Source organism: Nocardioides sp. ChNu-153, assembly GCF_030466625.1.
Lineage (GTDB): Bacteria > Actinomycetota > Actinomycetes > Propionibacteriales > Nocardioidaceae > Nocardioides.
The window spans coordinates 93,669-118,745 of sequence record NZ_JADEVT010000002.1 but is presented as its reverse complement, the minus strand read 5'-3'; the positions used below and the strand labels follow the sequence as shown (position 1 = coordinate 118,745).

Annotated in this window: 20 protein-coding genes and 1 tRNA gene; 8 read left to right on the top strand and 13 right to left on the bottom strand. The window is 74.1% G+C overall.

Annotated features, from left to right (window positions below; all coding sequences use genetic code 11):
* Positions 1–8: 8 nt before the first annotated feature.
* From INN71_RS04425 to argS, 10 genes are all read right to left on the bottom strand, one after another.
* Complete coding sequence (locus tag INN71_RS04425) at positions 9–761, bottom strand: L-threonylcarbamoyladenylate synthase (protein ID WP_346812801.1); 753 nt, start codon at positions 759–761, stop codon at positions 9–11.
* Between the two features lie 5 nt (positions 762–766).
* The gene (prmC, locus tag INN71_RS04420; protein ID WP_277498431.1) at positions 767–1,645 is read right to left on the bottom strand and encodes a peptide chain release factor N(5)-glutamine methyltransferase; all 879 of its coding nucleotides are present in this window, start codon (positions 1,643–1,645) and stop codon (positions 767–769) included.
* Complete coding sequence (gene prfA / locus INN71_RS04415) at positions 1,642–2,718, bottom strand: peptide chain release factor 1 (protein ID WP_277498430.1); 1,077 nt, start codon at positions 2,716–2,718, stop codon at positions 1,642–1,644. Before prfA ends, prmC begins: the two co-directional genes overlap by 4 nt.
* Positions 2,719–2,843: 125 nt before the next feature.
* The gene (gene rpmE / locus INN71_RS04410) at positions 2,844–3,068 is read right to left on the bottom strand and encodes a 50S ribosomal protein L31 (protein WP_277498429.1); all 225 of its coding nucleotides are present in this window, start codon (positions 3,066–3,068) and stop codon (positions 2,844–2,846) included.
* 131 nt (positions 3,069–3,199) lie between these two features.
* Entirely contained in the window at positions 3,200–5,230 is a 2,031-nt protein-coding gene (gene rho, locus INN71_RS04405; protein WP_277498428.1) for a transcription termination factor Rho, read from the bottom strand.
* Positions 5,231–5,448: 218 nt separating this feature from the next.
* Positions 5,449–6,414, bottom strand: coding sequence for a homoserine kinase (gene thrB, locus INN71_RS04400; RefSeq protein ID WP_277498427.1), 966 nt, complete (start codon positions 6,412–6,414; stop codon positions 5,449–5,451).
* 1 nt (position 6,415) lies between these two features.
* Positions 6,416–7,552 (bottom strand): threonine synthase, encoded by a 1,137-nt coding sequence (thrC, locus tag INN71_RS04395; protein ID WP_277498426.1) that lies wholly within the window; start codon positions 7,550–7,552, stop codon positions 6,416–6,418.
* Complete coding sequence (locus INN71_RS04390) at positions 7,549–8,859, bottom strand: homoserine dehydrogenase (protein WP_277498425.1); 1,311 nt, start codon at positions 8,857–8,859, stop codon at positions 7,549–7,551. Before INN71_RS04390 ends, thrC begins: the two co-directional genes overlap by 4 nt.
* A gap of 67 nt (positions 8,860–8,926) precedes the next feature.
* Complete coding sequence (gene lysA, locus INN71_RS04385) at positions 8,927–10,336, bottom strand: diaminopimelate decarboxylase (RefSeq protein ID WP_277498424.1); 1,410 nt, start codon at positions 10,334–10,336, stop codon at positions 8,927–8,929.
* Between the two features lies 1 nt (position 10,337).
* Positions 10,338–12,020 carry an arginine--tRNA ligase gene (argS, locus tag INN71_RS04380; protein ID WP_277498423.1) on the bottom strand — a complete coding sequence of 561 codons (1,683 nt, stop codon included), beginning with the start codon at positions 12,018–12,020 and terminating at the stop codon, positions 10,338–10,340.
* A 148-nt stretch (positions 12,021–12,168) separates the two neighbouring features.
* Between argS and INN71_RS04375 the strand changes: the two genes are divergently transcribed.
* Both INN71_RS04375 and INN71_RS04370 read left to right on the top strand, forming a co-directional pair.
* Positions 12,169–12,241: transfer RNA gene (locus INN71_RS04375), tRNA-Arg, on the top strand.
* A gap of 82 nt (positions 12,242–12,323) precedes the next feature.
* Complete coding sequence (locus INN71_RS04370; RefSeq protein ID WP_277498422.1) at positions 12,324–12,680, top strand: hypothetical protein; 357 nt, start codon at positions 12,324–12,326, stop codon at positions 12,678–12,680.
* Between the two features lie 68 nt (positions 12,681–12,748).
* Here the strand turns inward: INN71_RS04370 and INN71_RS04365 are convergent, their stop codons facing one another.
* Entirely contained in the window at positions 12,749–13,240 is a 492-nt protein-coding gene (locus INN71_RS04365; RefSeq protein ID WP_277498421.1) for a septum formation family protein, read from the bottom strand.
* Between the two features lie 146 nt (positions 13,241–13,386).
* On the opposite strand from INN71_RS04365, the gene purT reads away from it, so the two are divergent.
* Both purT and INN71_RS04355 read left to right on the top strand, forming a co-directional pair.
* Positions 13,387–14,622, top strand: coding sequence for a formate-dependent phosphoribosylglycinamide formyltransferase (purT, locus tag INN71_RS04360; RefSeq protein ID WP_277498420.1), 1,236 nt, complete (start codon positions 13,387–13,389; stop codon positions 14,620–14,622).
* 94 nt (positions 14,623–14,716) lie between these two features.
* A complete protein-coding gene (locus tag INN71_RS04355; protein WP_277498419.1) occupies positions 14,717–15,340 on the top strand; it encodes an ATP-binding protein in 624 nt (207 codons plus the stop codon).
* A gap of 3 nt (positions 15,341–15,343) precedes the next feature.
* On the opposite strand, the gene INN71_RS04350 is transcribed toward INN71_RS04355, so the two are convergent.
* Positions 15,344–15,838, bottom strand: a complete 495-nt coding sequence (locus INN71_RS04350) for a DUF427 domain-containing protein (protein WP_277498418.1) — start codon at positions 15,836–15,838, stop codon at positions 15,344–15,346.
* A 51-nt stretch (positions 15,839–15,889) separates the two neighbouring features.
* Here INN71_RS04350 and INN71_RS04345 point away from each other — a divergent pair, with 51 nt between their 5' ends.
* The 4 genes from INN71_RS04345 to INN71_RS04330 all read left to right on the top strand — a co-directional run bounded on the left by INN71_RS04345 (position 15,890) and on the right by INN71_RS04330 (position 22,743).
* Complete coding sequence (locus tag INN71_RS04345; RefSeq protein ID WP_277498417.1) at positions 15,890–17,482, top strand: phosphatidylserine/phosphatidylglycerophosphate/cardiolipin synthase family protein; 1,593 nt, start codon at positions 15,890–15,892, stop codon at positions 17,480–17,482.
* Positions 17,483–17,666: 184 nt separating this feature from the next.
* Positions 17,667–21,413: a multifunctional oxoglutarate decarboxylase/oxoglutarate dehydrogenase thiamine pyrophosphate-binding subunit/dihydrolipoyllysine-residue succinyltransferase subunit gene (locus tag INN71_RS04340; RefSeq protein WP_277498416.1), complete on the top strand. Its 3,747-nt coding sequence runs from the start codon at positions 17,667–17,669 to the stop codon at positions 21,411–21,413.
* Positions 21,414–21,505: 92 nt separating this feature from the next.
* Positions 21,506–21,682 carry a DUF6104 family protein gene (locus INN71_RS04335; RefSeq protein WP_277498415.1) on the top strand — a complete coding sequence of 59 codons (177 nt, stop codon included), beginning with the start codon at positions 21,506–21,508 and terminating at the stop codon, positions 21,680–21,682.
* Positions 21,683–21,762: 80 nt separating this feature from the next.
* Positions 21,763–22,743, top strand: a complete 981-nt coding sequence (locus INN71_RS04330; RefSeq protein WP_277498414.1) for an LLM class flavin-dependent oxidoreductase — start codon at positions 21,763–21,765, stop codon at positions 22,741–22,743.
* An 18-nt stretch (positions 22,744–22,761) separates the two neighbouring features.
* On the opposite strand, the gene INN71_RS04325 is transcribed toward INN71_RS04330, so the two are convergent.
* Positions 22,762–25,035 carry a bifunctional serine/threonine-protein kinase/ABC transporter substrate-binding protein gene (locus tag INN71_RS04325; RefSeq protein WP_277498413.1) on the bottom strand — a complete coding sequence of 758 codons (2,274 nt, stop codon included), beginning with the start codon at positions 25,033–25,035 and terminating at the stop codon, positions 22,762–22,764.
* Positions 25,036–25,077 lie beyond the last annotated feature (42 nt).

Below are 25,077 nucleotides of genomic sequence, written 5' to 3'. Positions count from 1 at the left end.
GGCGGTCCTCAGCCCTGGTCGACCAGGGTCGCGCCCTGCGGCTCGAGCACGGTGTTGAGCTGCTCCAGCGAGAGGGCGCCGACGCGGAGGACCCGCCCCTGGTCGCCCGTCGCGTCCACGATCGTGCTCGCCTCGCCGCGCGGGGAGCGTCCGGCGTCGAGCACCACCTCGACCGACGCGCCCAGCATGCCGTCGGCCTCGGCGGCGGTGAGCGCCGCCGGGCGACCGGTCAGGTTCGCGGAGCTGACGGCCAGCGGGCCGGTGCGCTCGAGCAGCTCGCGGGCGACGTCGTGGTCGGGCATGCGCAGGGCGACGGTGCCGCGGGTGTCACCGAGGTCCCACTGCAGCGACGTCTGCGCCGGGAGGACCAGGGTCAGCGGCCCGGGCCAGAAGGCGTCCATGAGGGCGCGGGCCCAGCCGGGGATCGAGCGCGCCAGCGCGTCGGCCGTCACCGCGGCGCTGATGAGCACCGGTGGCGGCATCTCGCGGCCCCGGCCCTTCGCCGCCAGCAGGCGCCCGACCGCGTCGGGGTCGAACGCGTCGGCACCGACGCCGTACACCGTGTCGGTGGGCAGCACGACGAGCGAGCCCTGCCGCACCGCGAGGGTGGCGGCCTCGAGGGCCGCCTCCCGCTCGTCCTCGGTGCCGGTCGCACGCACGCGCGACGAGGTCTTCTCGAGGCTGGGCGGTGCGGGGGGAGCCTGCTCCCCCGACGTGTGCTCGGGCTCCTGGGGCTGGTGCTGCTGCTCCGCGTCGTCCACGGGGGTCATCGTGCCAGCCGTCCCGTCGTGAAGCGCGCACGACCTGCCAGGTCCGGGTGGTCCTGCACCTCGCTCCAGCGTCCCGCCCGGGCGAGCACCTGCGGCGCCGAGGCGCCCTGGACGTCGGCGTGCTCGAAGCCCAACCAGCCGCCGGGCCGCAGGAGCAGCGCGGCGCGGCGCTCCAGCACCCGGATGGCCTCCAGACCGTCGTCGCCGGAGAAGAGCGCCAGGTGCGGGTCGTGGTCGCGCGCCTCGGCAGCCACGGACTCCCACGCCTCGAGCGGGATGTACGGCGGGTTGCACACCACGACGTCCACGGCGCCGGCCAGGTCGTCGAACGCCTCGGCCATGTCCCCGGCGCGCAGGTCCACACCGGTGCCGGCGAGGTTGCGCTCCGCCCAGGCCAGGGCGCCCGGGTCGAGCTCGACGGCGTGGACGGCGGCCTCGGGGACCTCGTCCGCGAGCGCCCGCGCGATCGCGCCGGACCCGGTGCACAGGTCGACGACCACGGGCCGCTCCCCCGTCGCGACCTGCCGGGACCGCTCGCGGACGCGGTCGACGGCCCAGCCCGCGAGCAGCTCGGTCTCGGGGCGCGGCACGAAGACGCCGGGGCCGACGGCGAGCTCGACGTACCGGAACGCGGCCGTGCCCGTGAGGTGCTGCAGCGGCTCACGGGCGGCGCGGCGCGACACCAGCTCCTCGACGCGCTCGCGCTCCGCTGCCGTGACGCTGTCGAGGAGGGGCACGCGGCCCAGCGGGACGCCCACGACGTGGGCGACGAGCTCGTCGGCGTCCCGGGCCGGGCTGGCGACGCCGGCCGCGGCGAGCCGCTCGACGGAGGTACGGCGCAGCGCGCGCACGTCGTGCCCCTCGGGCGTGCTCACCCGGCCTCCACGGCGGCGAGACGGGCCTCGAGGTCGGCCTCGACCGCCGAGGTGACGACCGGGCCCAGGTCGCCGTCGAGCACGGCGTCGAGGTTGTGGGCCTTGTAGCCCGTGCGGTGGTCGGAGATGCGGTTCTCCGGGAAGTTGTAGGTGCGGATGCGCTCGGAGCGGTCGACCGTGCGGACCTGCGAGCGGCGGGCGTCGCTCGCCTCGGCGGCGGCCGTCTCCTGCGCCGCCGCCAGCAGGCGGGCGCGCAGGATGCGCAGCGCCTGCTCCTTGTTCTGCAGCTGCGACTTCTCGTTCTGGCAGCTCACCACGATGCCGCTCGGCAGGTGGGTGATGCGCACCGCGGAGTCGGTCGTGTTGACGCTCTGCCCGCCGGGGCCGGAGCTGCGGAAGACGTCGATGCGCAGGTCGTTCTCGTCGACCGAGACGTCGACCTGCTCGGCCTCGGGCAGCACGAGCACGCCGGCGGCGCTCGTGTGGACGCGGCCCTGCGACTCGGTGACGGGCACGCGTTGCACGCGGTGGACGCCGGCCTCGTACTTCAGCAGCGCGTACGGCGCGGTGCCCGGCTCGGGCGTGCCCTTGGCCTTCACGGCGACCGTCACCGACTTGTAGCCGCCGAGGTCCGACGGGGTGGCGTCGAGCACCTCGGTCGTCCAGCCGCGCTGCTCGGCGAAGCGCGTGTACATCCGCAGGAGGTCGCCGGCGAAGAGCGCGGACTCCTCGCCGCCCTCCCCCGACTTGACCTCCAGCAGGGCGTCCTTGTCGTCGGTCTCCTCGCGCGGGACGAGCAGGCGACGCAGGCGCTCGGCGGTCTCGGCGCGGCGGGTCTCGAGCGCCTCGGCCTCCTCGGCGAAGGCCGGGTCGTCGGCGGCGAGCTCGCGCGCGGCACCGGCGTCGTCGCCGAGGCGCTGCCACTCCCGCCAGGTGCGCACGATGGCGCTGACCACGGCGTACCGCTGGTTGACCTGCTTGGCGGCCCGGGCGTCGGCGTGGAGCGCGGGGTCGGCCAGCCGCTCCTCGAGCGCGGCGTGCTCGGCGGCGAACGCCTCGACGGCTTCGAACACTGCGGACTCCTCGGGTGGCTGGCGCGGGCTCGGCGGCGCGACGGACGGCGCCGAAATGACGCAACGCCGGCCCCGGACCCGCCCGACGTGGAGGTCGGGCGGGCGGGGCCGGCGCTGGGACGGCGTTACTTCTTCTTGGCGGCAGCAGCCTTCGCGTAGCGCGCCTCGAAGCGGGCCACGCGGCCGCCGGTGTCGAGGATCTTCTGCTTGCCGGTGTAGAACGGGTGGCACTGCGAGCAGACGTCGGCGTGCAGCGAGCCGCTCTTCGCCGTGCTGCGGGTCGTGAACTGGGCCCCGCAGGTGCAGGTCACCTCGGTCACGACGTAGTCGGGGTGGATGTCCTTCTGCATGATGTGTCCTCTCCTCGGCCGCCGGGTCGTGCCGACCCCCTGGTGGGGGCACGTGAACCGGGACCAGCGCACGAATTGTGCCACCGGGGGAACGTCGTGACGAATCGCGGCATTCCCCCGGCGGTGGTGGCTCAGTGGCCGTTGTCCTGGCCCGCCCCGGGCATCGTCTTCTGCACCTGCATGAGGAACTCGATGTTGCTCTGGGACTTCTTGAGGCGCTCCAGCAGCAGCTCGAGGGCCTGCTGGCCGTCGAGGCCCGACAGGACACGGCGGAGCTTCCAGATGATGGCCATCTCCTCCTTGCCCATGAGGAGCTCCTCGCGACGCGTGCCCGACTGGACGGCGTCGATGGCCGGGAAGAGCCGCTTGTCCGCGAAGTCGCGGCGCAGGCGGATCTCCATGTTGCCGGTGCCCTTGAACTCCTCGAAGATCACCTCGTCCATCTTCGAGCCGGACTCGATGAGGGCCGTGGCGAGGATCGTGAGCGAGCCGCCGTTCTCGATGTTGCGGGCCGCGCCGAAGAACCGCTTCGGCGGGTAGAGCGCCGCCGAGTCGACACCACCGGACAGGATGCGACCGCTGGCCGGGGCGGCCAGGTTGTACGCACGCCCGAGACGTGTGATGCCGTCGAGCAGGACGACGACGTCGAGACCGAGCTCCACGAGGCGCTTGGCGCGCTCGATGGCGAGCTCCGCGACGATCGTGTGGTCGCTCGCGGGGCGGTCGAAGGTCGAGGAGATGACCTCGCCCTTCACCGAGCGCTCGAAGTCGGTGACCTCCTCCGGGCGCTCGTCGACCAGCACGACCATGAGGTGGCACTCGGGGTTGTTGACCGTGATCGAGTTGGCGATGGACTGCATCACCATCGTCTTGCCGGCCTTCGCCGGGGAGACGATGAGGCCGCGCTGGCCCTTGCCGATCGGCGCCGCGATGTCGATGACGCGACCGATGAGGTTCGACTGCTCGGTCTCGAGGCGCAGGCGCTCGGAGGCGTAGAGCGGGGTCAGCTTCTGGAACTCGGGGCGGTTCTTCGCCTGCTCCGGGTCCGCGCCGTTGACCTGGTCCACCCGGACCATCGGGTTGAACTTCTCCTTGCGCTCGCCCTCGCGGGGCTGGCGCACCTGGCCGACGATCGCGTCACCGCGGCGCAGGCCCATCTTGCGGACCATCGACAGCGACAGGTAGACGTCGTCGGGACCCGGCAGGTAGCCGCTGGTCCGCACGAACGCGTAGCTGTCGAGCACGTCGAGGATGCCCGCGGCGGGCACGAGGACGTCGTCCTCGAGGATCGTGGTGTCGGGCTCGCGGCTGTTGCCGCGACCGCCCTGGCTGCCGCCGCGCTCGGGGCGCTCGTTGCGGTCGCGACCCCGGCGACGACGGCTGCGCCGGCCACCCTCGTCGTCGCGGTTCGAGCTCGGGCCGCCCTGGTTGCCGCCACCCTGGTTCTGGTTGCCGCCGCCCTGGTTGCGGTCCTGGCGGTCCTGGTTGCCGCCCTGGTTGCCGCCCTGGTTGCCGCCCTGGTTCTGGTTGCGGTCCTGGTTGCGCTGCTGCCGGTCCTGGCGGTCCTGGCGGTCCTGACGGTTCTGGTTGCCGCCCTGCTGACCACCCTGCTGACCACCCTGCTGACCACCCTGCTGACCACCCTGGTCGCCGCGGTCCTGCTTGCGGTCCTGCTGACCACCCTGGTCGCCGCGGTCCTGCTTGCGGTCGTCGCGGCGCTCGGCGCGGCCCTCCTGGCCGGACTGCTCGCCGGCGGGTGCCTGCTGGCCGTTCTGCTGGTTGCCCTGCTCGCCGGCGTCCTGGCCGTCGCCCTTGGCCCGCTGGCGGCGGCGGGGCTCGCGCCGCGCCTCGCCCTCGGGGGCCGCGGCAGCGGGGGCGGCGGAAGCGGCGGGGGCGTCCGTCGTACCGGTCGACGCGGCCTCGCCCGAGGGGGCCGCGGACGTCGTACGACGCGAGCGTGCCGGCGCGCCACCCTGGGCGCCGCCGGACGGGCCACCCGACTGGGCGGCCTTGATGGCCTCGACGAGCTGGGCCTTCTTCATCCCGCCCGAGGAGATCCCCAGGCCCGACGCCATCGACTTGAGGTCGGCGAGGAGCAGGGAGTTGAGTCCGCCGCGCTTCTTCGGTGCCTGGTCGGCGGCGGATTCGATGGTTTCCGTCACGTGAGGTCCTTCCCACGTATCACTGCCGGGAGGGCGCGACGCGCCACCAGCACTTGGTCATGGTCCTCCTCGCCGCGCATCAGGCTCACCGAGAGCGCCGGAGGGGCTCGTGGCAGAGGAGATCCGCGTCTGGGACGAGGAAGAGGGTGCACCACCCGTGGTCGTGCCCGGGGGTGCCGCGCCGAGTGGTCGCGGACGACCGATCGTTGACGCAATCGTCACCGTACCATCACGCCGTCCGTGTCGACGGCGAGGTGGTGGGCCTGCCAGCCCGCCGGGCAGCGCTCCAGCAGGGCCGCCGCCCCCAGCGGGGCCGCGGCGGCGGCGTCCGCGACCAGCGCGAGCACGGTCGGCCCGGCGCCGGAGATCACGGCCGGCACGCCGTCGGCGCGCAGCGCGCGGACCAGCGCGGCGCTCCCGGGCATCGCCGCCGCGCGGTAGTCCTGGTGGAGCCAGTCGCGGGTCGCCGCGTGCAGCAGCTCGGGGCGCCCGCCCATCGCGACGACCAGCAGCGCCGCGCGCGCCGCGTTCGCCGCGGCGTCCGCGTGGGGCACGTGCGCGGGCAGCAGCCCCCGCGCCACCTCGGTGGCCACGGGCGTCGGCGGGACGAACGCGACCGCGCTCAACGCGGGGTCGACGGCGGCCGGGACGGCGAAGAACCCGTCGTCCTCGGCGCCGGAGACGATGAAGCCGCCGAACGTGGCCGGCGCGACGTTGTCGGGGTGGCCCTCCATGCGGCCGGCCAGCGCGAACACCGCGGCGTCGTCGAGGCGCGCCGTACCGTCCACCACGAGGGCGCGCGCCAGCGCCAGGCCGCCGACGATGGCGGCCGAGGAGGAGCCGAGCCCGCGGCTGTGCGGGAGCCGGTTGACGCAGTGCAGCCGCAGCGTCGGCTGCGGGACGCCCATCGCGTCGAAGGCCGTGCGCATCGCGCGGACCACGAGGTGGGTCTCGTCGAGCGGCACCGAGCCGGCGCCCTCGCCCTCGACCACGACCTCCACGCCCGGGGCGTCGCCGCCCGCACCGGCGGGCACAGCCTCCCCCGTCAGCTCGTCGCGCAGCGACAGGGCGAGCCCGAGGGTGTCGTAGCCCGGTCCCAGGTTGGCCGAGGTCGCCGGCACCGAGACGGTGACGGTCCCGCGGACCAGCTCGACGGCGGCGCCGTCGTCGTGGGTCGTCCCCACCTCAGAGACCGGCGGCGCGCGCGACGTCGCGCACGTCGGCGTCCACCACCGAGTCGACCACGTCGCCGAGGCCCTCGAGCGCGGTCACGGTGTCCTTGAGCCCGTGGCCCGTGACCGTGACGGCGACGGTGAGGCCGGCGTACGACTCCCCCGCGGCGAGGTCGGACAGCAGGCCGGCGACACCCGTCGCGGACGCCGGCTCGACGAAGACGCCGTCGTGGCGGGCCAGCTCGCGCTGCGCGGCGAGGATCTGCTCGTCGGTGACGGCACGGAAGCGGCCGCCCGACTCCTCGGCCGCGGTCGTCGCGAGCTTCCACGAGGCGGGGTTGCCGATGCGGATCGCGGTGGCCTTCGTCTCCGGGTCCGGCACCGGGGCGCCGTGCACGAGGGGCGCGGCGCCGGCGGCCTGGAAGCCGCGCATGACGGGACGGCGCGTGGCGCGGCCGATCTCGACGTACTGCGAGTAGCCGAGCCAGTACGCCGAGATGTTGCCGGCGTTGCCCACGGGCAGTACGTGCACGTCGGGGGCGTCGCCGAGGAAGTCGACGATCTCGAACGCGCCGGTCTTCTGACCCTCGAGGCGCACCGGGTTGACCGAGTTGACGAGCGCGACCGGGTAGGAGTCGGCGAGCTGCCGCGCCAGCGTCAGGCAGTCGTCGAAGTTGCCGCGCACCATGAGCACCTGCGCGCCGTGCATGATCGCCTGGGCCATCTTGCCCGCGGCGATCTTGCCCTCGGGCACCAGCACGAGCGGGGTGAGGCCCGACTTCGCGGCGTACGCCGCCATCGACGCCGACGTGTTGCCGGTCGAGGCGCAGACCACGGCCTCGGCACCCTCGTGCTTGGCCACGGAGATGGCGGCCGTCATCCCCCGGTCCTTGAAGGAGCCCGTGGGGTTGTCGCCCTCGACCTTGAGCCAGACCTGTCCCCCGGTGAGGCCGGAGAGCCAGTCCGAGTGCACGAGCGGGGTGCCGCCCTCGCGGAGCGTGACCGCCTCGACCCCGGCGGGGATGGCCAGCAGGTCGCGGTACTCCTCGATGACGCCCCGCCACTGGGGACGGCCGCCGGGCGTGGACGTCGCAGCGGCCGCGGCGGCCGTCGCGGCGTCGACGGTCGGGGCGGACTGGGCCTGGGTCATGCGGTCTCTCCCTCCACGCGCATCACCGAGGTGACCTCGCGCACGATGTCCATCTCCTGCAGGTGGGCGACCGTCGCCGCCAGCTGCGCGTCCGTGGCGCGGTGCGACACCACGACCAGCTGCGCGTCGTCGCCGCGGCCCTCCTGGCGCACCGTCTGGATCGACACGCCGTGCTCCGCGAACGCGGTGGCCACGAGGGCGAGCACGCCCGCGCGGTCCTGCACGTCGATCGCCACGTGGTAGCGCGTGAGCGTCTCCCCCATCGGCAGCACGGGTCGGGCGGTGTACGCCGACTCCCCCGCGCCGCGGGTACCCGCGCGCAGGTTGCGGGCCACCGTCACCAGGTCGCCCAGCACGGCGGACGCCGTCGGCGCACCACCGGCGCCGGGGCCGTAGAACATGAGCCGCCCGGCGGCCTCGGACTCGACGAACACCGCGTTGTAGGCCTCGCGCACCGACGCCAGCGGGTGGCTGCGCGGGATCATCGCCGGGTGCACCCGGGCCGAGACGGCCTGGCCCTCGTCGGTGTCGCGGAGCTCGCAGATCGCGAGCAGCTTGACGACCGCCCCCATGTCGGCGGCCGAGCGCACGTCGGCGGCGGTCACGTCGCTGATGCCCTCGCGGTGCACGTCGGCCGCGGTCACCCGGGTGTGGAACGCCAGCGAGGCCAGGATCGCGGCCTTGGCGGCGGCGTCGAAGCCCTCGACGTCGGCGGTGGGGTCGGCCTCGGCGTACCCCAGCTCCTGGGCCTCGCCGAGCGCGTCGGCGAACCCGGCGCCCGAGCTGTCCATCTTGTCGAGGATGTAGTTCGTCGTGCCGTTGACGATGCCGATGACCCGGGTGACCGTGTCGCCGGCCAGCGACTCGCGCAGGGGCCGGATGATCGGGATCGCGCCCGCGACGGCGGCCTCGTAGTAGAGGTCGCGACCGGCCTGCGCGGCCGCCTCGAAGAGGTGCGCCCCGTCCTCGGCCAGCAGCGCCTTGTTGGCCGTCACGACCGACGCGCCGGCGCCGAGCGCGGCGAGGATGAGCGATCGGGCGGGCTCGATGCCGCCGATGACCTCGACGACGAGGTCGACGCCGCTGGTCACGAGCGCCTGCGCGTCCGTGGTGAGCAGGTCGGCGGGCACGTCGACCTCGCGCGGGGCCTCGAGCCGGCGCACGGCCACCCCGGCGAGCTCGAGCGGCGCGCCGACACGGGCCGCGAGGTCGTCGAACTGCTCGAGCAGCAGGCGCACGACCTGGGACCCGACGGACCCACAGCCGAGCACCGCCACGCGCAGGGCGTCAGGGGACTGCATCGTCATCAACCTCTCTGGGACGGGCGCGGGGGCACGGTAGCCCGGAGCGTCCGCGTGGGGGGCATCGTGCGGGTCATCGCGGGTCCCCGACGTCGGTGGCGAGGAGGTCGTCGACGGTCTCGCGGCGCACGACGACGCGGGAGGCCCCGTCCTTGACCGCGACGACCGGCGGGCGCAGCGCGTGGTTGTAGTTCGACGCCATCGAGCGGCAGTAGGCCCCGGTGCCGGGCACCGCGACGAGGTCGCCGGGCCCGACGTCGGCCGGCAGGAACTCGTCCTTCACCACGATGTCGCCCGCCTCGCAGTGGTGGCCGACGACCCGGGCGAGGACGGGCTCCGCCTCGGAGCGGCGCGAGGCCAGGGTGCAGGAGTAGTCCGCGTCGTACAGCGCCGTGCGGATGTTGTCGCTCATGCCCCCGTCGACCGAGACGTAGGTGCGGCGCGCCCCGCCGTCGAGCGCGACCTCCTTGACGGTGCCGACCTCGTAGAGCGTGAACGTCGAGGGCCCGACGATCGCGCGGCCCGGCTCGATCGACAGGTGCGGGACCTCGATGCCGAGCCCGCGGCACTCGTGCTCGACGATGGCGCGCATCTCGCGGGCCAGCACGTCGGGCGTCGAGGGGTCGTCCTGGGTGGTGTAGGCGATGCCGAACCCGCCGCCGAGGTCCATCTCGGGCATCGTCGTGCCCAGCTCGTCCGCCACCCGCGCGTGCAGCGCCAGCACGCGGCGGGCGGCGACCTCGAAGCCGGCCGAGTCGAAGATCTGGCTGCCGATGTGGCTGTGGAGGCCCCGCAGCTCGAGACCCGGGGCGGCGAGCACCCGTCGTACCGCCTCCAGCGCGTCGCCGGAGGTGATGGAGAAGCCGAACTTCTGGTCCTCGTGGGCGGTCGCGATGTACTCGTGCGTGTGGGCCTCGACGCCCGCGGTCACCCGGATCATCACGGGCTGGGTGCGACCGACCTCGGCGGCCACCGCCGCCAGCCGCTCGACCTCCTGGAACGAGTCGACGATGACGCGGCCCACGCCCGCCTCGACCGCGCGGCGCAGGGCACGCACCGACTTGTTGTTGCCGTGGAAGCCCATGCGGGCCGGGTCGACCCCCGCCCGCAGCCCGACGGTGAGCTCGCCCTCGGAGCAGACGTCGAGGTGCAGGCCCTCCTCCGCCACCCACCCGGCGACGGCCGTGCAGAGGAACGCCTTGCCCGCGTAGTAGACGTCCCACCCGGCGAAGCCGTCGCGGAACGCCCGCGCGCGACCGCGGAAGTCGTCCTCGTCCAGCACGTACGCCGGCGTGCCGTGCTCGGCGGCCAGCTGCGTCGCGGGGACGCCGGCGACCGTCAGGACGCCCGCCTCGTCCTTCGTCGTGCCGGTCGACCACAGGTGCGGGACCAGGGCGTTGGTGTCGGCGGGCTCCCGGAGCCACGCGGGGCCCTTGAGGGCTCCCTCGGCGTGGGCCCAGCCGGCCTCGTGCGCGCGGACCACGTCACATCCTCTCGGGGGCGGAGACGCCCAGCAGGTCGAGCCCGTTGGCGAGCACCTGGCGGGTCGCGGCCACGAGCGTGAGGCGCGCGCGGTGCAGGGCACCGGGCTCCTCGTCACCCTGGGGCAGCACGCGGCAGGCGTCGTTGAACTTGTGGTACGTCGAGGCGGTGTCCTCGAGGTAGCGGGCCACGCGGTGCGGCTCGCGCAGCTCGGCCGCCGTCGCGACGACGCCCGGGAAGGCGGCGAGCGCACGCAGCAGCTCGCCCTCCTTCTCGTGCACCAGCAGCCCGGCGTCGAACTCCTCGCCCGTGGCCGGGCCGAGCCCGAGGTCCGCGGCGTTGCGCAGGATCGAGGACACCCGGGCGTGGGCGTACTGCACGTAGAAGACGGGGTTGTCGCTCGTCGCCCGCGTGATCTCCTCGATGTCGAGGGTCAGCGGGGAGTCGGCCGGGTAGCGCGCCAGCGAGTAGCGCAGGGCGTCGACGCCGATCTCGTCGGCCAGCTCGTCGAGGGTGACGATGTCGCCGGCGCGCTTGGACAGGCGCACCTCCTCGCCCCCGCGCAGGATCTTCACCAGCTGGCCGATGAGCACCTCGAGGTTGCGCCCGGGGTCGTCGCCCGCGCAGGCCGACATGGCCTGCAGGCGCTTCACGTAGCCGTGGTGGTCGGCGCCCAGCAGGTAGATGCAGACGTCGAAGCCGCGCTCGCGCTTGTTCACGTAGTACGCCGTGTCGGAGGCGAAGTAGGTCAGCTCGCCGTTGCTGCGCACGAGCACGCGGTCCTTGTCGTCGCCGAAGTCGGTGGTGCGCATCCACAGCGCGCCGTCCGCGTCGTACAGGTGCCCCTTGTCCTTCAGCTTGGCCAGCCCGCTCGCGACCGCGTCCTGCCCGCCCGCGTCCTCGTAGAGGGACCGCTCGGAGAACCAGACGTCGAAGCGGGTGTTGAAGGCCTCCAGCGACGCCTGCTGCTCGGCGAGCTGCAGCACGTACGCCGCCTCGCGGAAAGCGGGCAGGCGCTCGGCGGGCGGCAGGTCGACGATGCCGGGGTGCTCGGCCAGCACCTGGGCCGCGAGGTCCTTGACGTAGGCCCCGCGGTACCCGTCCTCCGGCGGCTCCTGGCCCAGCGCCGCAGCCTCGACCGAGGCGCCGAAGACGTTCATCTGGTTGCCGCGGTCGTTGATGTAGAACTCGCGGACGACGTCGGCGCCCGCGGCCTCGAGCACGCGGGCGATCGCGTCGCCCAGCACCGCCCAGCGCGTGTGGCCCAGGTGGAGCGGGCCCGTGGGGTTGGCGGAGATGAACTCCACGTTGAAGCGGGTGCCGGCCAGCGTCTCGGTGTGCCCGTACGACGCGCCCGCGGCCACGATGCGTGCGGCGACCTCCGCCTGGGCCCCGGCCTCGACGGTGATGTTGAGGAAGCCCGGGCCGGCGATCTCGACCGCCGCGACGCCCGGGTCCTGCTCGAGGCGCTCGGCGAGCAGCGTCGCCAGCGCACGGGGGTTGGTGCCCGCCTTCTTCGCCAGCTGCAGCGCGACGTTCGTCGCGTAGTCCCCGTGGCCCTTCTGCCGGGGTCGCTCCACCGTGACGCTCGTCGGGACGTCGGCGGGGTCCAGGGGGACGACGCCGTCGGCGACGAGCCCGGTCAGGGCGTCGCGGACGGAGGTCGAGAGCTGCTCGGGGGTCACCGCCCCAGGGTATCGGCGGCCGGCCCCGCCGCGCGCGCCGCTACGGGGGGCGGACGCCGGGCGTGGCCCGCGCCACCTGGTTCGCGGCCGACCGCGCGGGGTTGTAAGGTCTCCCCCAGCCCTGTTGCCGGCGCGAGTCGGCGGGCGGGCCTCCGTAGCTCAGGGGATAGAGCACTGGTTTCCGGTACCAGGAGTCGCAGGTTCGAATCCTGCCGGGGGTGCGAGCACCACGAGACGGGCCCGACCTCCACGAGGTCGGGCCCGTTCCGCTTCCCGCGGGCCGACGACACGAGGAGGGCGGGCGTGGACGAGGGAGCCGACCGGGCCGATCCGGGGCGCTACGCCGAGGACGAGCGCTGGCTCGTGGTCGACGGGCGCCGCTGGCGTCGTACGGACCCGTGCCTGCCCGACGACGTGGTCGAGGCCCTGAAGTCCCACCTCGGGCGGGGGCGTTCCGGCACCCGGGTCGCGAAGCAGGCCGGCGACGACGCGGCGGTGGCCGCCGCCCGGCGCCGGACCGCGCTCGCGAAGCACGGCCTCGGCGAGCGGGGGCCGCGGTGGTGGGACGAGCCCGAGGCCGACCGCGTCGCCCGGGCCCGCGCGGCGCTCGCCGAGCTCGACGCGCTGGACGTGCCCGACGCACCCGACGCACCCGGCTGAACCGCCCGCGACGCACCGAGCGCCGGCCCCCGTGCGGGGACCGGCGCTCGTCGTGCGGTGCGGTGGACTCAGAGAGCGGAGCCCTCCAGGGTGCCCTCGACGGGGCCCTCGGGGTCGAAGACCACGCAGAGGATCTCGCGGTCGTCTCCCTGGGTCCAGCTGTCCTCGGTCGGCGTGAGCGCGTCGAGGTAGAGCGCGGAGGTGTCGTAGGGCGTGCCGACGAAGGCCTCGAACGCTCCTCCGCAGCCCTCCTCCACCGCCGCCTGGACGGCGTCGTCGCCCGGCCAGTCGCCCTCGTCCATGTCGAACGCCTCGAAGATCTCGTTGTCGTGCGGCTCGGCGCACGGCACGGCCGGGACCTCGGTGACCTCGGTGCCCTCCGGGTCGTCGAAGCAGTCGCCGACCTGCAGCGAGAACGCGTCCGCGTTCCCGGCCTCGGTGACCTCCTGCGTGCCCTCGTCGCGCGTGGCGTCGTCCTCGGACCCGCAGGCGCTCAGCGCGCCCATGCCGGCCAGCGCGATCCCGACGGCGAGCACGCGGCCCGCGACGGTGTTCCTCATGGTGGTGCCTCTCCTCGAACCCCGCCCCTCCGGCGGGCAAACCGCGCGAACGTATCAACCCGTGCGGGCGCGCGGTGGCGGTTCGGGCGCATCGCCGCCCATGTCACACGGCCCAGGTCACCCGCCGGGCTCCTAGGCTGTCGCCCGTGACGATCCTCGGAACCCCGCTCTCGGACGGCGCCACGCGCGTCCTCCTCCTCGGCGCCGGCGAGCTGGGCAAGGAGGTCGTCATCGAGCTGCAGCGCCTCGGCGTGGAGACGATCGCCGTCGACCGGTACGCCGACGCCCCCGCCATGCAGGTGGCCCACCGCAGCCACGTCGTGGACATGCTCGACCCCGCCGCCGTACGACGGGTGGTGGAGCTGGAGCGCCCGCACTGGGTCGTCCCGGAGATCGAGGCCATCCACACGCCCACCCTCGTGGAGCTCGAGGCCGAGGGCACCACCGTCGTGCCGACCGCCCGGGCCACCCGCCTGACGATGGACCGCGAGGGCATCCGCCGCCTCGCCGCGGAGACCCTCGGCCTGCCCACCTCGCCGTACCGGTTCGCCGACACCCTCGACGAGCTCGTCGCCGCAGTCGCCGACGTCGGGCTGCCCTGCGTGGTGAAGCCCGTGATGTCGTCGTCGGGCAAGGGTCAGTCGGTGGTGCGGGAGACCGCCGACGCGGAGCAGTCGTGGCGCTACGCGCAGGAGGGCGGCCGCGCCGGCGCGGGACGCGTCATCGTCGAGGGCTTCGTGGACTTCGACGTCGAGATCACGCTGCTGACCGTCAAGCACGCCGCGACCGACGGCGGTGAGGACGTGGTCTCGTTCTGCGCGCCGATCGGCCACACCCAGGTCGACGGCGACTACCGCGAGTCGTGGCAGCCGCAGGCCCTCTCCCCCACCGTGCTCGCCCGGGCGCAGGAGGTGGCCGCCGCGGTGGTGCGCGACCTGTGCGGGGCCACCGGCCGCGGTCTCTTCGGGGTCGAGCTGTTCGTCCGAGGCGACGACGTCGTGTTCTCCGAGCTCTCGCCCCGCCCGCACGACACGGGCCTGGTGACCCTCGTCTCCCAGGACCTGTCCGAGTTCGCGCTGCACGCCCGCGCGGTGCTCGGCCTGCCGATCCCGAACATCCGGGACCGGGGCCCCGCCGCGTCGTGCGCGGTGCTGCTCGAGGGCGAGGTCGACGCCCCGTCGTACGCCGGGGTGGACGCCGCCCTGCGCGAGCCGGACACCAGCCTGCGGCTGTTCGGCAAGCCGTCCGTCTCCGGTCGACGCCGCATGGCCGTGACGCTCGCCCTGGGCGAGGACGTCGAGGCGGCCCGCGCGCGGGCCCGGCGCGCCGCCGCGCAGGTCCGGCTGGCGGGCCCCGCCGACCAGGGCGGTCCCGACGCGTGAGCGACCGGACCGACCGGCGTGGAGCCAGGTGACCCTCACCCGCGCCCGTGTCAGACTGGACGAGGGCCGACCGAGCCGACCGGAGGGAGGCACCGTGACGGACCAGCGCACCGAGCGGGGCGCCACCGACGGCCCCACCGCCGACCGCCCCGCCGCCGACCGCCCCGCCACCGTGGGGTCCGACGTGGTCCGGGCGACCGTGGCCACCGAGGGCGAGGCGGCGTTCGACTCCTCGCTCCCGTTCGACCCCACCTCGCCCGCCCGCTCGCGCCGCGCGCTGACGGCCCACCTCACCGAGCACGAGGTGCCCCGCACGGCGATCGAGAACGCCGCGATCGTGCTCTACGAGCTGCTCCAGAACGGCATCGAGCACGGCGAGCCCTGCGCGGACCACACGGTGAAGGTCGCCTGGGCGCTCGAGCCGTGCGGGGTGCGGATGCAGGTGACCGACTGCGGGACGCCGCGGGGCGCCTGCGCCGTCGCCCGCGACACCGACCCGGCCGACCCGACCGACGCGGACGACGCGACGGACGACCCCGCCGAGGCGGCCTGGGAGCTCGAGGAGGCGTGGCGCCGGCGCATGCTGACCCCCGTCGACATGCTCGAGGAGCGCGGCCGCGGCCTCCACCTCGTCGCCGCGCTCAGCAGCTCCTGGAACGTCAGCACCTCCGAGGGGGGCACCACGGTCACGGCCGTCGTGTCGTTCGACGCCCGCTGACGCTCACCAGCCCCAGCTGCCCGGGATCCCCTTGAACGGGCCCGCGACCCGGCTCGTGATCCACCCGCCGTAGAAGCCACCGGGCTGGGCCGCCACGACCTCGCCGTCGACGACGCACCGGTCCACGAGGCCCGGCATCACGGCGACCGCGTCGAGCAGGTCGGCGAACGCTGGCACCGGCGTCGGGTAGGTCCACGCCGCGCGGGCGGCCGTCCTCCCGCCGCCGACGAGGTCGAGGTAGGCCGCCTCGCCCTTCCACTCGCAGTGCGTCGTGCCGGCCACCGGGCGCAGGGCTCCGGCGACGAACGCGGAGCGCGGCAGGTAGTACGTCGGGGGGTGGCTCGTCTCGAGGACCCGCCAGCTCGTCGTGGTGTCCGCGACGCGCTCGCCACCCAGCCACACCTCGACGTGCTCCTCGGACCGGTCGAGGGCCGGCGGGCGCGGGTAGTCCCAGACGGACTCCTGACCGGGGCCGGGCCGTTCCGGGGTGGGTCGCATGCCACCAAGCCTAGGTCGGCGCAGGGCCACCGGGGGTGCATGCTGGGGCCCATGAGCGACCCGGCCGCCTGGCTCCTGGGCAAGACGGAGCGCGCCAACGCCGACACCCGCCTCGACGACCGCCACGAGGGCGACGTCGCGTGGTCCGGGGGCAACCTGGCGCGTCCCCTCGTCGACGGCGCGGCGTACTTCGCCCGCCTGCACGAGGTGCTCCTCGCGACCCGTGCCGGGGACCTCGTGCTCCTCACCGACTGGCAGGGCGACGCCGACGAGCTGCTGACCGGCGAGCCGGGCTCGGAGGTGGTGGAGGTGCTGTCGCAGGCCGACGAGCGCGGCGTCGACGTGCGGGGCCTCGTGTGGCGCTCGCACCTCGACCAGGCCGGCTTCTTCGCCACCTCCAACCGCCACCTGGGCGAGCAGCTGCAGGCCCGTGGGGCGGAGGTGCTGCTCGACATGCGGGTCCGCGCGGGCGGCTCGCACCACCAGAAGTTCGTGGTCGTGCGCCAACGCGACGACCCGACGCGCGACGTCGCCTTCGTCGGCGGCATCGACCTCGCGCACAACCGGCGCGACGACTCCGCGCACCACGGCGACCCGCAGGGCCGCCGGCTGAGCCCGGAGTACGGCGACACCCCGCCGTGGCACGACGCGCAGGTCGAGCTGCGCGGCCCCGTCGTCCACGACGTCGAGACCGTCTTCCGCGAGCGCTGGGAGGACCCGACGCCGCTGTCGTCCGCGCCCTGGCGCCGGGTGGCCGACCGGTTGCGCCGCCTCGACACGACCCCCGACCCGCTGCCGCCGCAGCAACCGCCCCCGCCGCCGGCCGGCGACCACGTCGTGCAGCTCCTGCGCACCTACCCCGACCTGCGCCTCGACCGCGACTACCCGTTCGCCCGCGGCGGCGAGCGCAGCGTCGCCCGGGGCTACTCCAAGGCGGTGGGCCGCGCCGAGCGCATCGTCTACATCGAGGACCAGTACTTCTGGGGTCACGACGTCGCGGGCGTGTTCGAGCAGCGCCTGGCCGACCAGCCCGACCTGCGGCTGCTCGTGGTCATCCCGCTGGCCACCGACGTCACCGGACCGAACCGCACGGCGCAGCTGCTGGGGCGCCGGCGTGCCCTGCGCCGGCTCGCGGAGGTCGCGCCGGGCCGGGTGGCGGCGTACGGGATCGAGAACCACGCCGGCACCCCCGTGTACGTGCACGCCAAGGTCTGCGTCGTCGACGACACCTGGGCCAGCACCGGCTCCGACAACTTCAACCGCCGCTCGTGGACCCACGACTCCGAGCTGACCGCCGTCGTGCTGGACGACGACTACGCGCGCGACCTCCGCCTGCGGCTGGCCGCGGAGCACCTCGACCGGCTCGACCGGCTCGACCCCGCCCGCGACGGGGACGACCTGGTGGAGGTGATGGCCGACTGCCTCGAGCCCGCGGACATGTTCGACCGGTACGCCGAGCACGCCCACCGCCTCGAGGACTGGCACGCCGCGGGTCGGGAGGGCGAGCGCCCCCCGGGCCGCCTGCGCCCCCTCCCCGTCCCCACCGCGCCGAGCCGGGTGCGGCCGCTCGCGCGGGCCCTGCTCGCCCAGGTCCACGACCCCGACGGGCGACCTGTGAGCCTCCGCGGGTCCCAGCACTACTGAGCACGGGGCCCCGTGCGGCGTGATCTCGCCCACCATGAACGTTCCAACGCGGGGGGCGGTCGGGGTACCCGCCGGTAGCCCGGTCGACATGCGACCCCACCCCTGCATTTGTCGCCGCGTGGGACTAGCCTGGATGGCCGAACCCACCCGATGAGCGCACTCCCCGGAAGAGGCGATCCAAGCCGTGCCGCAGTCCCCTGGCAGCCCGTCCACCGAACCTGTCGACTTCGGAGCCAACGAGTGGCTCGTCGACGACATGCGCGAGCAGTTCGACCGTGACCCCGACAGCGTGAGCGCCGAGTGGAAGGCCTACTTCACCCAGGGAGCGGCCGGCGCCCCGGCCGCACGCCCGGCCTCGAACGGCTCGAACGGCTCGAACGGCTCGTCCGCCCCCAAGGCGTCCGGTGGCCCGGCCGTCGCTCCCCCGCGGGCCTCCTCGGCCCCCGCGAAGGCCGTCGACGCCCCCAAGGCCGCGCCCACCCCGCAGGCCAAGCCGCGTCCGGCCGCGGCCGCCTCCGAGCCGGGCCGCAGCGGCACGAAGCCCGTCGCGAAGGAGGCCCCGGCCACGCCGAAGGCGACCGCGTCGGACAAGCCGACCTACACCGTGCTGCGAGGCGCCCCGGCCCGCACCGTGGCCAACATGGACGCCTCGCTCGAGGTGCCGACGGCGACGTCCGTGCGCTCCGTGCCGGTCAAGCTGCTGTGGGACAACCGCACCGTCATCAACAACCACCTGGCCCGCGCGCGCGGCGGCAAGGTCTCCTTCACCCACCTCATCGGGTACGCGCTCGTGCGCGCGCTCAAGTCGATGCCGGAGATGAACGTCGGCTTCGAGGTCGTCGACGGCAAGCCCAACCTGGTGACGCCGGCCCACATCAACCTGGGCCTCGCGATCGACATCCAGAAGGGCGACCAGCGCCAGCTGCTCGTGCCCTCGATCAAGGCCGCCGAGACGATGGACTTCGCCGCCTTCTGGACGGCGTACGAGGAGATCGTGCGCAAGGCGCGCGACTCCAAGCTGACGGTCGAGGACTTCCAGGGCACGTCGATCTCGCTGACGAACCCCGGCGGCATCGGCACGGTCCACTCCGTGCCGCGCCTCATGAAGGGCCAGGGCGCCATCATCGGCGTGGGCGCGATGGAGTACCCGGCGGAGTGGCAGGGCGCGTCGGCCGACGCCATCGCGCGCAACGCCATCAGCAAGGTCATGACGCTCACCTCGACGTACGACCACCGCGTCATCCAGGGCGCGCAGTCCGGCGAGTTCCTCAAGCGGGTGCACCAGCTGCTGCTCGGCGCCGACGACTTCTACGACGACATCTTCCGGTCGCTGCGCATCCCCTACGAGCCCATCCGCTGGGCCGCGGACATCGCGACGAGCCACGACGACGAGATCAGCAAGCAGGCGCGCATCCTCGAGCTGATCCACGCCTACCGGGTGCGCGGCCACCTCATGGCCGACACCGACCCGCTGGAGTACCGCCAGCGCAGCCACCCCGACCTCGAGGTGGAGACCCACGGCCTCACGCTGTGGGACCTCGACCGCGAGTTCGCGACCGGCTCCTTCGGCGGCGAGGGCCGCCGCTTCATGAAGCTGCGCGACATCCTCGGCATCCTGCGCGACAGCTACTGCCGCACCATGGGCATCGAGTACATGCACATCCAGGACCCCGAGCAGCGCCGGTGGATCCAGGAGCGCGTCGAGCAGCCGCACAAGAAGACGCCCCGCGAGGAGCAGCTGCGGATCCTGCTGAAGCTCAACCAGGCCGAGGCGTTCGAGACGTTCCTGCAGACCAAGTTCGTCGGCCAGAAGCGCTTCAGCCTCGAGGGCGGCGAGACCACGATCCCCGTCATCGACGAGATCTGCGAGGCCGCGGCCGAGTCGGGCCTCGACGAGGTCACGATCGGCATGGCCCACCGCGGTCGCCTCAACGTGCTCGCCAACATCGTCGGCAAGAAGTACAGCCAGATCTTCCGCGAGTTCGAGGGCAACATCGACCCGCGCACGGTCCAGGGCTCCGGCGACGTCAAGTACCACCTGGGTGCCGAGGGCGAGTTCCTCGCCGACAGCGGCGAGAAGATCAAGGTCTCGGTCGCGGCCAACCCGTCGCACCTCGAGGCCGTCGACCCCGTGGTCGAGGGCATCGCCCGCGCCAAGCAGGACGTGCTGGACCGCGGCAGCGAGTTCCCCGTGCTCCCCCTCCTCGTGCACGGCGACGCGGCCTTCGCCGGCCAGGGCGTCGTCGCGGAGACCCTGAACCTCTCGCAGCTGCGCGGCTACCGCACCGGCGGGACGATCCACGTGATCGTCAACAACCAGGTCGGCTTCACGACCTCGCCGGGCTCGTCGCGCTCGACGCTCTACGCGACCGACGTCGCCCGCATGGTGCAGGCGCCGATCTTCCACGTGAACGGCGACGACCCCGAGGCGTGCATCCGGGTGGCGCAGCTGGCGTTCGAGTACCGCCAGGCCTTCAACAAGGACGTCGTCATCGACCTCGTCTGCTACCGCCGCCGCGGTCACAACGAGGGCGACGACCCGAGCTTCACCCAGCCGCTGATGTACGACCTCATCGAGCAGAAGCGGTCGGTGCGCAAGCTCTACACCGAGTCCCTCATCGGTCGTGGCGACATCACGGTGGAGGAGGCCGAGCAGGTCCTGCGCAACTACCAGGAGCAGCTCGAGCGCGTCTTCACCGAGGTGCGCGAGGCGACGACGCAGCCGTCCGAGTGGACGACCGTGCCGGACTACCCGGAGAAGCCCGCGGGTGACTTCGACACCTCCGTGCCGTTCGAGGTGCTCAAGCGCGTGGCGGACGCCTACACGACGCCGCCGGACGGCTTCACCGTCCACCCGAAGGTGCTGCCGCAGCTGCAGCGCCGCGCGGCGGCCATCACCGAGGGCCCCATCGACTGGGCCACCGGCGAGATCCTCGCGTTCGGCTCGCTGCTGATCGACCGTCGCCCGGTCCGCCTCGCCGGGCAGGACTCGCGCCGCGGCACGTTCGCGCAGCGCTTCGCGACGATCATCGACCGCACGGACGCCTCCGAGTGGACCCCGCTGTCCAACCTCAGCGAGGACCAGGCGAAGTTCTTCGTCTACGACTCCCTGCTGAGCGAGTACGCCGCGCTCGGCTTCGAGTACGGCTACTCCGTGGCCCGGCCCGAGGCGCTCGTGCTGTGGGAGGCGCAGTTCGGCGACTTCGTCAACGGCGCGCAGACGGTCATCGACGAGTTCATCTCCTCGAGCGAGACCAAGTGGCGCCAGCGCTCCGGCGTCGTGCTGCTGCTGCCGCACGGCTACGAGGGCCAGGGCCCCGACCACAGCTCGGCCCGCATCGAGCGGTTCCTGCAGATGGCCGCCGACGGCGCGTTCGTCGCCGCGCAGCCGTCGACGCCGGCGTCGTACTTCCACCTGCTGCGCCAGCACTCCCTCGGCGAGCGTCACCGCCCCCTCGTGGTGTTCACGCCGAAGTCCATGCTGCGCCGCAAGGAGGCCGCGTCGCGGCCGGAGGACTTCACCACCGGCCAGTACCGACCGTTCATCGGCGACGACCAGGCCGACCCCGCGAAGGTGGAGACGCTGCTGCTCTGCTCGGGCCGGGTCACCTGGGACCTCGTGGTCGAGCGGACGAAGCGGGACAACGGCGACGCGTTCGCCATCGGTCGCGTCGAGCAGCTCTACCCCTCGCCCGACAAGGCCATCACCGAGGAGATCGCGAAGTACCCGAACCTCAAGGCGGTGCGCTGGGTGCAGGACGAGCCCGCGAACATGGGCCCGTGGCCGCACTACCAGCTGAACGTGTGGCCGGGCCTGGAGAAGTTCGTGGTGGAGCCGGTCACCCGGACGGCCTCCTCCTCCCCCTCGGTCGGCACCGCGAAGCGGCACACCGAGGAGCAGAAGGACCTCATGGCGCGCGCCTTCGCGTGAGCCGAGCGCCCTCGGGCGCAGCACGTCGGGCCCGGTCGCCGTCCAGCGACCGGGCCCGACGGCGTCCCGGGGCGTTGGGCACAATCGGGTCCATGTACTTCACGGATCGCGGCATCGAGGAGCTGGAGCGTCGCCGGGGCGACGAGGAGGTCAGCCTCGCCTGGCTGGCCGAGCAGCTCCAGGCCTTCGTCGACACCCACCCCGAGTTCGAGACGGCCGTCGAGCGCCTCGCGACCTGGCTCGCCCGCCTGGACGACCCGGAGGACTGAGCACGGGACGGCCCGACGGGATGGGATCGGGGCGCGCAGGCGTTGGGAGGAGGACCGCCCCCGAAGAAAGGTGCCGCCCCGTGGCTCCCGCGCTCTCCGTGCTCGACCTCGCGACCATCGGCAAGACCGAGACGGTCGCGGACGGGCTGGCCGCCACCGTCGACCTCGCGCAGGCCGCGGAGAAGCACGGCTACACCCGCGTCTGGTACGCCGAGCACCACAACATGGCGAGCATCGCCTCGTCGGCCACCGCCGTGCTCATCGCCCACGTCGCCGCCCACACCTCGACGATCCGGCTCGGGTCCGGCGGCGTCATGCTGCCGAACCACTCCCCGCTCGTGGTCGCCGAGCAGTTCGGCACGCTGGCGACGCTCCACCCGGGCCGGATCGACCTGGGTCTCGGGCGCGCGCCGGGCACCGACCAGAACACGATGCGGGCGCTGCGCCGCGACGCGACGGCGGCCGACACCTTCCCGCAGGAGGTGCGCGAGCTCCAGGGCTACCTCGCCGGTGAGAGCCTCGTGCCGGGCGTGGCGGCGTACCCCGGTGCCGGCACGGCGGTGCCGCTCTACATCCTCGGCTCCTCGCTCTTCGGCGCCTCGCTGGCCGCCGCCTTCGGCCTGCCCTACGCCTTCGCGTCGCACTTCGCGCCGGCCGCGCTCCTCGACGCGGTCGAGCTCTACCGCCGCGAGTTCCAACCCTCCGAGCAGCTCGAGCGCCCGCACGTCATCGCGGGCCTCAACGTCGTCGCCGCCGACGACCAGACCACCGCCGAGCTGCAGGTGCGCGACCTCATGCGCAGCCGCGTCGCCCTCCTGCTGCGGCCCGGCACGACGTTCACCGACGAGCAGGCCGACGCCCTCCTGCGCAGCCCGCAGGCGCGGCACCTGCACGAGATGATGCGGCACAGCGCCGTCGGCACCCCCGACGTGGTGCGGCAGCAGGTGGCGGACTTCGCGGCGTACTCGGGCGCCGACGAGCTGATGGTCGCCCACCAGGGGACGACGTCGGAGGGGCGGGTGCGCTCGCTGGAGCTGCTCGCCGAGGTGTACGCCTCCTGACGCCGGGGCTCGGCCGCGTCAGTCGGTGTGGCCGAGCAGCTGCGTGTCCTCGCGGGTGCCCTCGCCGGTCTCGTCGAAGGTGAACACGCTGAACCACGCGTCCCCGAGGTCGTGGTCCTCCGTGAACGGCCCGGCGACGGCCACGCCCCGGTAGACGACCTCTTCACCGGCCTCGAGCAGGGCCAGGCAGCGCCGGTAGGTGCGGCACTGGGTGCCGCCCTCGCTGCCGGAGACCGCTCGCATGTTCTCGGCGATCGTCGTGCCGTCGGTGGCCCCGCCGCGGGTCGCGGCGAGGGCGGCGAGCACCACCGCGTCGTACGACTCCGCGGCGAGGAACGGCGTCGGCACGGTGCCGCCGGAGTCCTCGGCGTACCACTCCTCGACGCGGGCGCTGAACTCCTCCTCCGGCACGACGGCGGGGAAGACGGAGTACGTCTCGGCGAGCAGCGCGGCCGGTGCCCCGGCGAGCGCGTCGTCGGAGAAGCTGGTGAGGAAGATCGGGCCCGTCCACCCCGCCGCCTCGAGTGCCGTGAAGAGGGCCACCCCGTCCATGTACCCGCTGACGACCGCCGCCTCGGCGCCCGAGGCGACCGCGGCCTGCGCGTACGCCGTCAGGTCGGTCGCGTCCTGCGGGATCTCCTGCGCGGCGTCGGTGCACCCGTAGGCGCAGGTCAGCGCGGCCTCACCGAGCCGCTCCTCCACGAGGTCGCGCGCCCGGACCGCCGCCAGGTCGGCGGCGACGAGGTGGGCGACGGAGCCGGCGTTGCGGGCCCGGTCGTTGATCAACCGGGCCAGCGCGTCGGCCATGGCCCCGAACTCGCCGATCGTCCGGAACGAGTACGGCGAGACGCCCGACAGGTCGCTCGCGTACGCCGCCGGCGTCACGTGGACGACCTCCTCCTCCTCGAAGTAGGGCACGACGGCCTCAGCCAGGGCGGACTCGACCGGCCCGACGACCGCGTCCGCGGCGAGCCCGCCGTCCTCGAGCGTGGCCAGCAGCTCCCCGTCGCCGCTGTCGAGGACGGTGTGGCAGACGTCCTCGCCCAGCACCCCGCCGGCGGCGTTGATGTCGCTGACGGCCAGGCCCAGCCCGCCGGCCGTGCCCGGCGCCTGTCGGGAGAGCACCCCCGTGGCCGGCACGAGCCCTCCGATGCGCAGACCGGTGGCCTCCTCGTCGCACTCCGTCACGCTCAGCGGCGCGTCCACGACTCCGGGGACGGTGTCGTCGGCGTACGGCACCTCACCCCCGCCACCCCCGCCACCCCCGCCGGGCTCGTCGCCGAGCACGACCGCCGCGCCGATGCCGCCGGCCGCGAGCACCGTGGCGGCCACGGCGGCCGCGATCCAGCGCCCGCGGCGCGAGCGGCGCGGGGACCCGCCGTACGACGCGGCCTGGGTGCTCCCCGCGGTGCGGTCACCGGCGGGCGCCGCCACGGGGCCCGCCCCCGAGCCCGCCCCCGGGGTGACGACGGCCGCAGCCCGGTCGACCTCCTCGAGCACGGCCGCGGCCGACGGCGGCCGACCAAACGGGTCCTTGTCGAGCAGGCGGGCGAGCAGGTGGTTGAGCGCGTGCTCGGCGGGACCGGCGACCGGCAGCTGGGGCACGGGCGCCTTGATGTGCGCGATCGCGACCTCGACGTCGGTGCCGCCCGTGTACGGCGCGTGGCCCGTCAGCATGGCCCACAGCAGGCAGCCCAGGGCGTAGACGTCGGTGGCGGGCGAGGCCGGCGCGCCCTGGTGGCGCTCCGGGGCCAGGTAGGCCCACGTGCCCACCACGCCGCCCGGGCGCGTGAGGGAGGAGTCCTGCGTCTGGGCGATGCCGAAGTCGCACAGGTAGGCGCGGGTCGCGCCGTCGGGCAGGCGCCGCAGGAGGACGTTCGAGGCCTTGATGTCGCGGTGGAGCACGCCGGCGGCGTGCGCGGCCGCCAGGCCCGTCGTGACCTGGCGGAGCAGGTCGAGGGCCATCGCGGGCGGCATCGGGCCCCAGGCGCGCAACCAGGTGGCCAGGTCTCCGTCGGTGACGAGCTGCATGGCCAGGAAGAGCGAGCCGTCGCGCTCCCCCGCGTCGTAGATGGCGACGACGTGGTTCGACTCCAGGCGCGCCAGCGTGCGGGCCTCGCTCAGGAAGCGCTGGCGGTACTCCTCGTCGGTCGAGAACTGCGGTGCCAGGACCTTGAGGGCGACCTCGCGGTCGAGGTCGCGGTGCACGGCGCGGTAGACGACGCCCATGCCACCGTGGCCGATGCTGTCCCCGACCAGGTAGCTCCCGAACACCCCTCCCGGCTCCAGCACGGGCACCTCCTCCACGACGTCGACGGCCCGGCGGGCGGCACG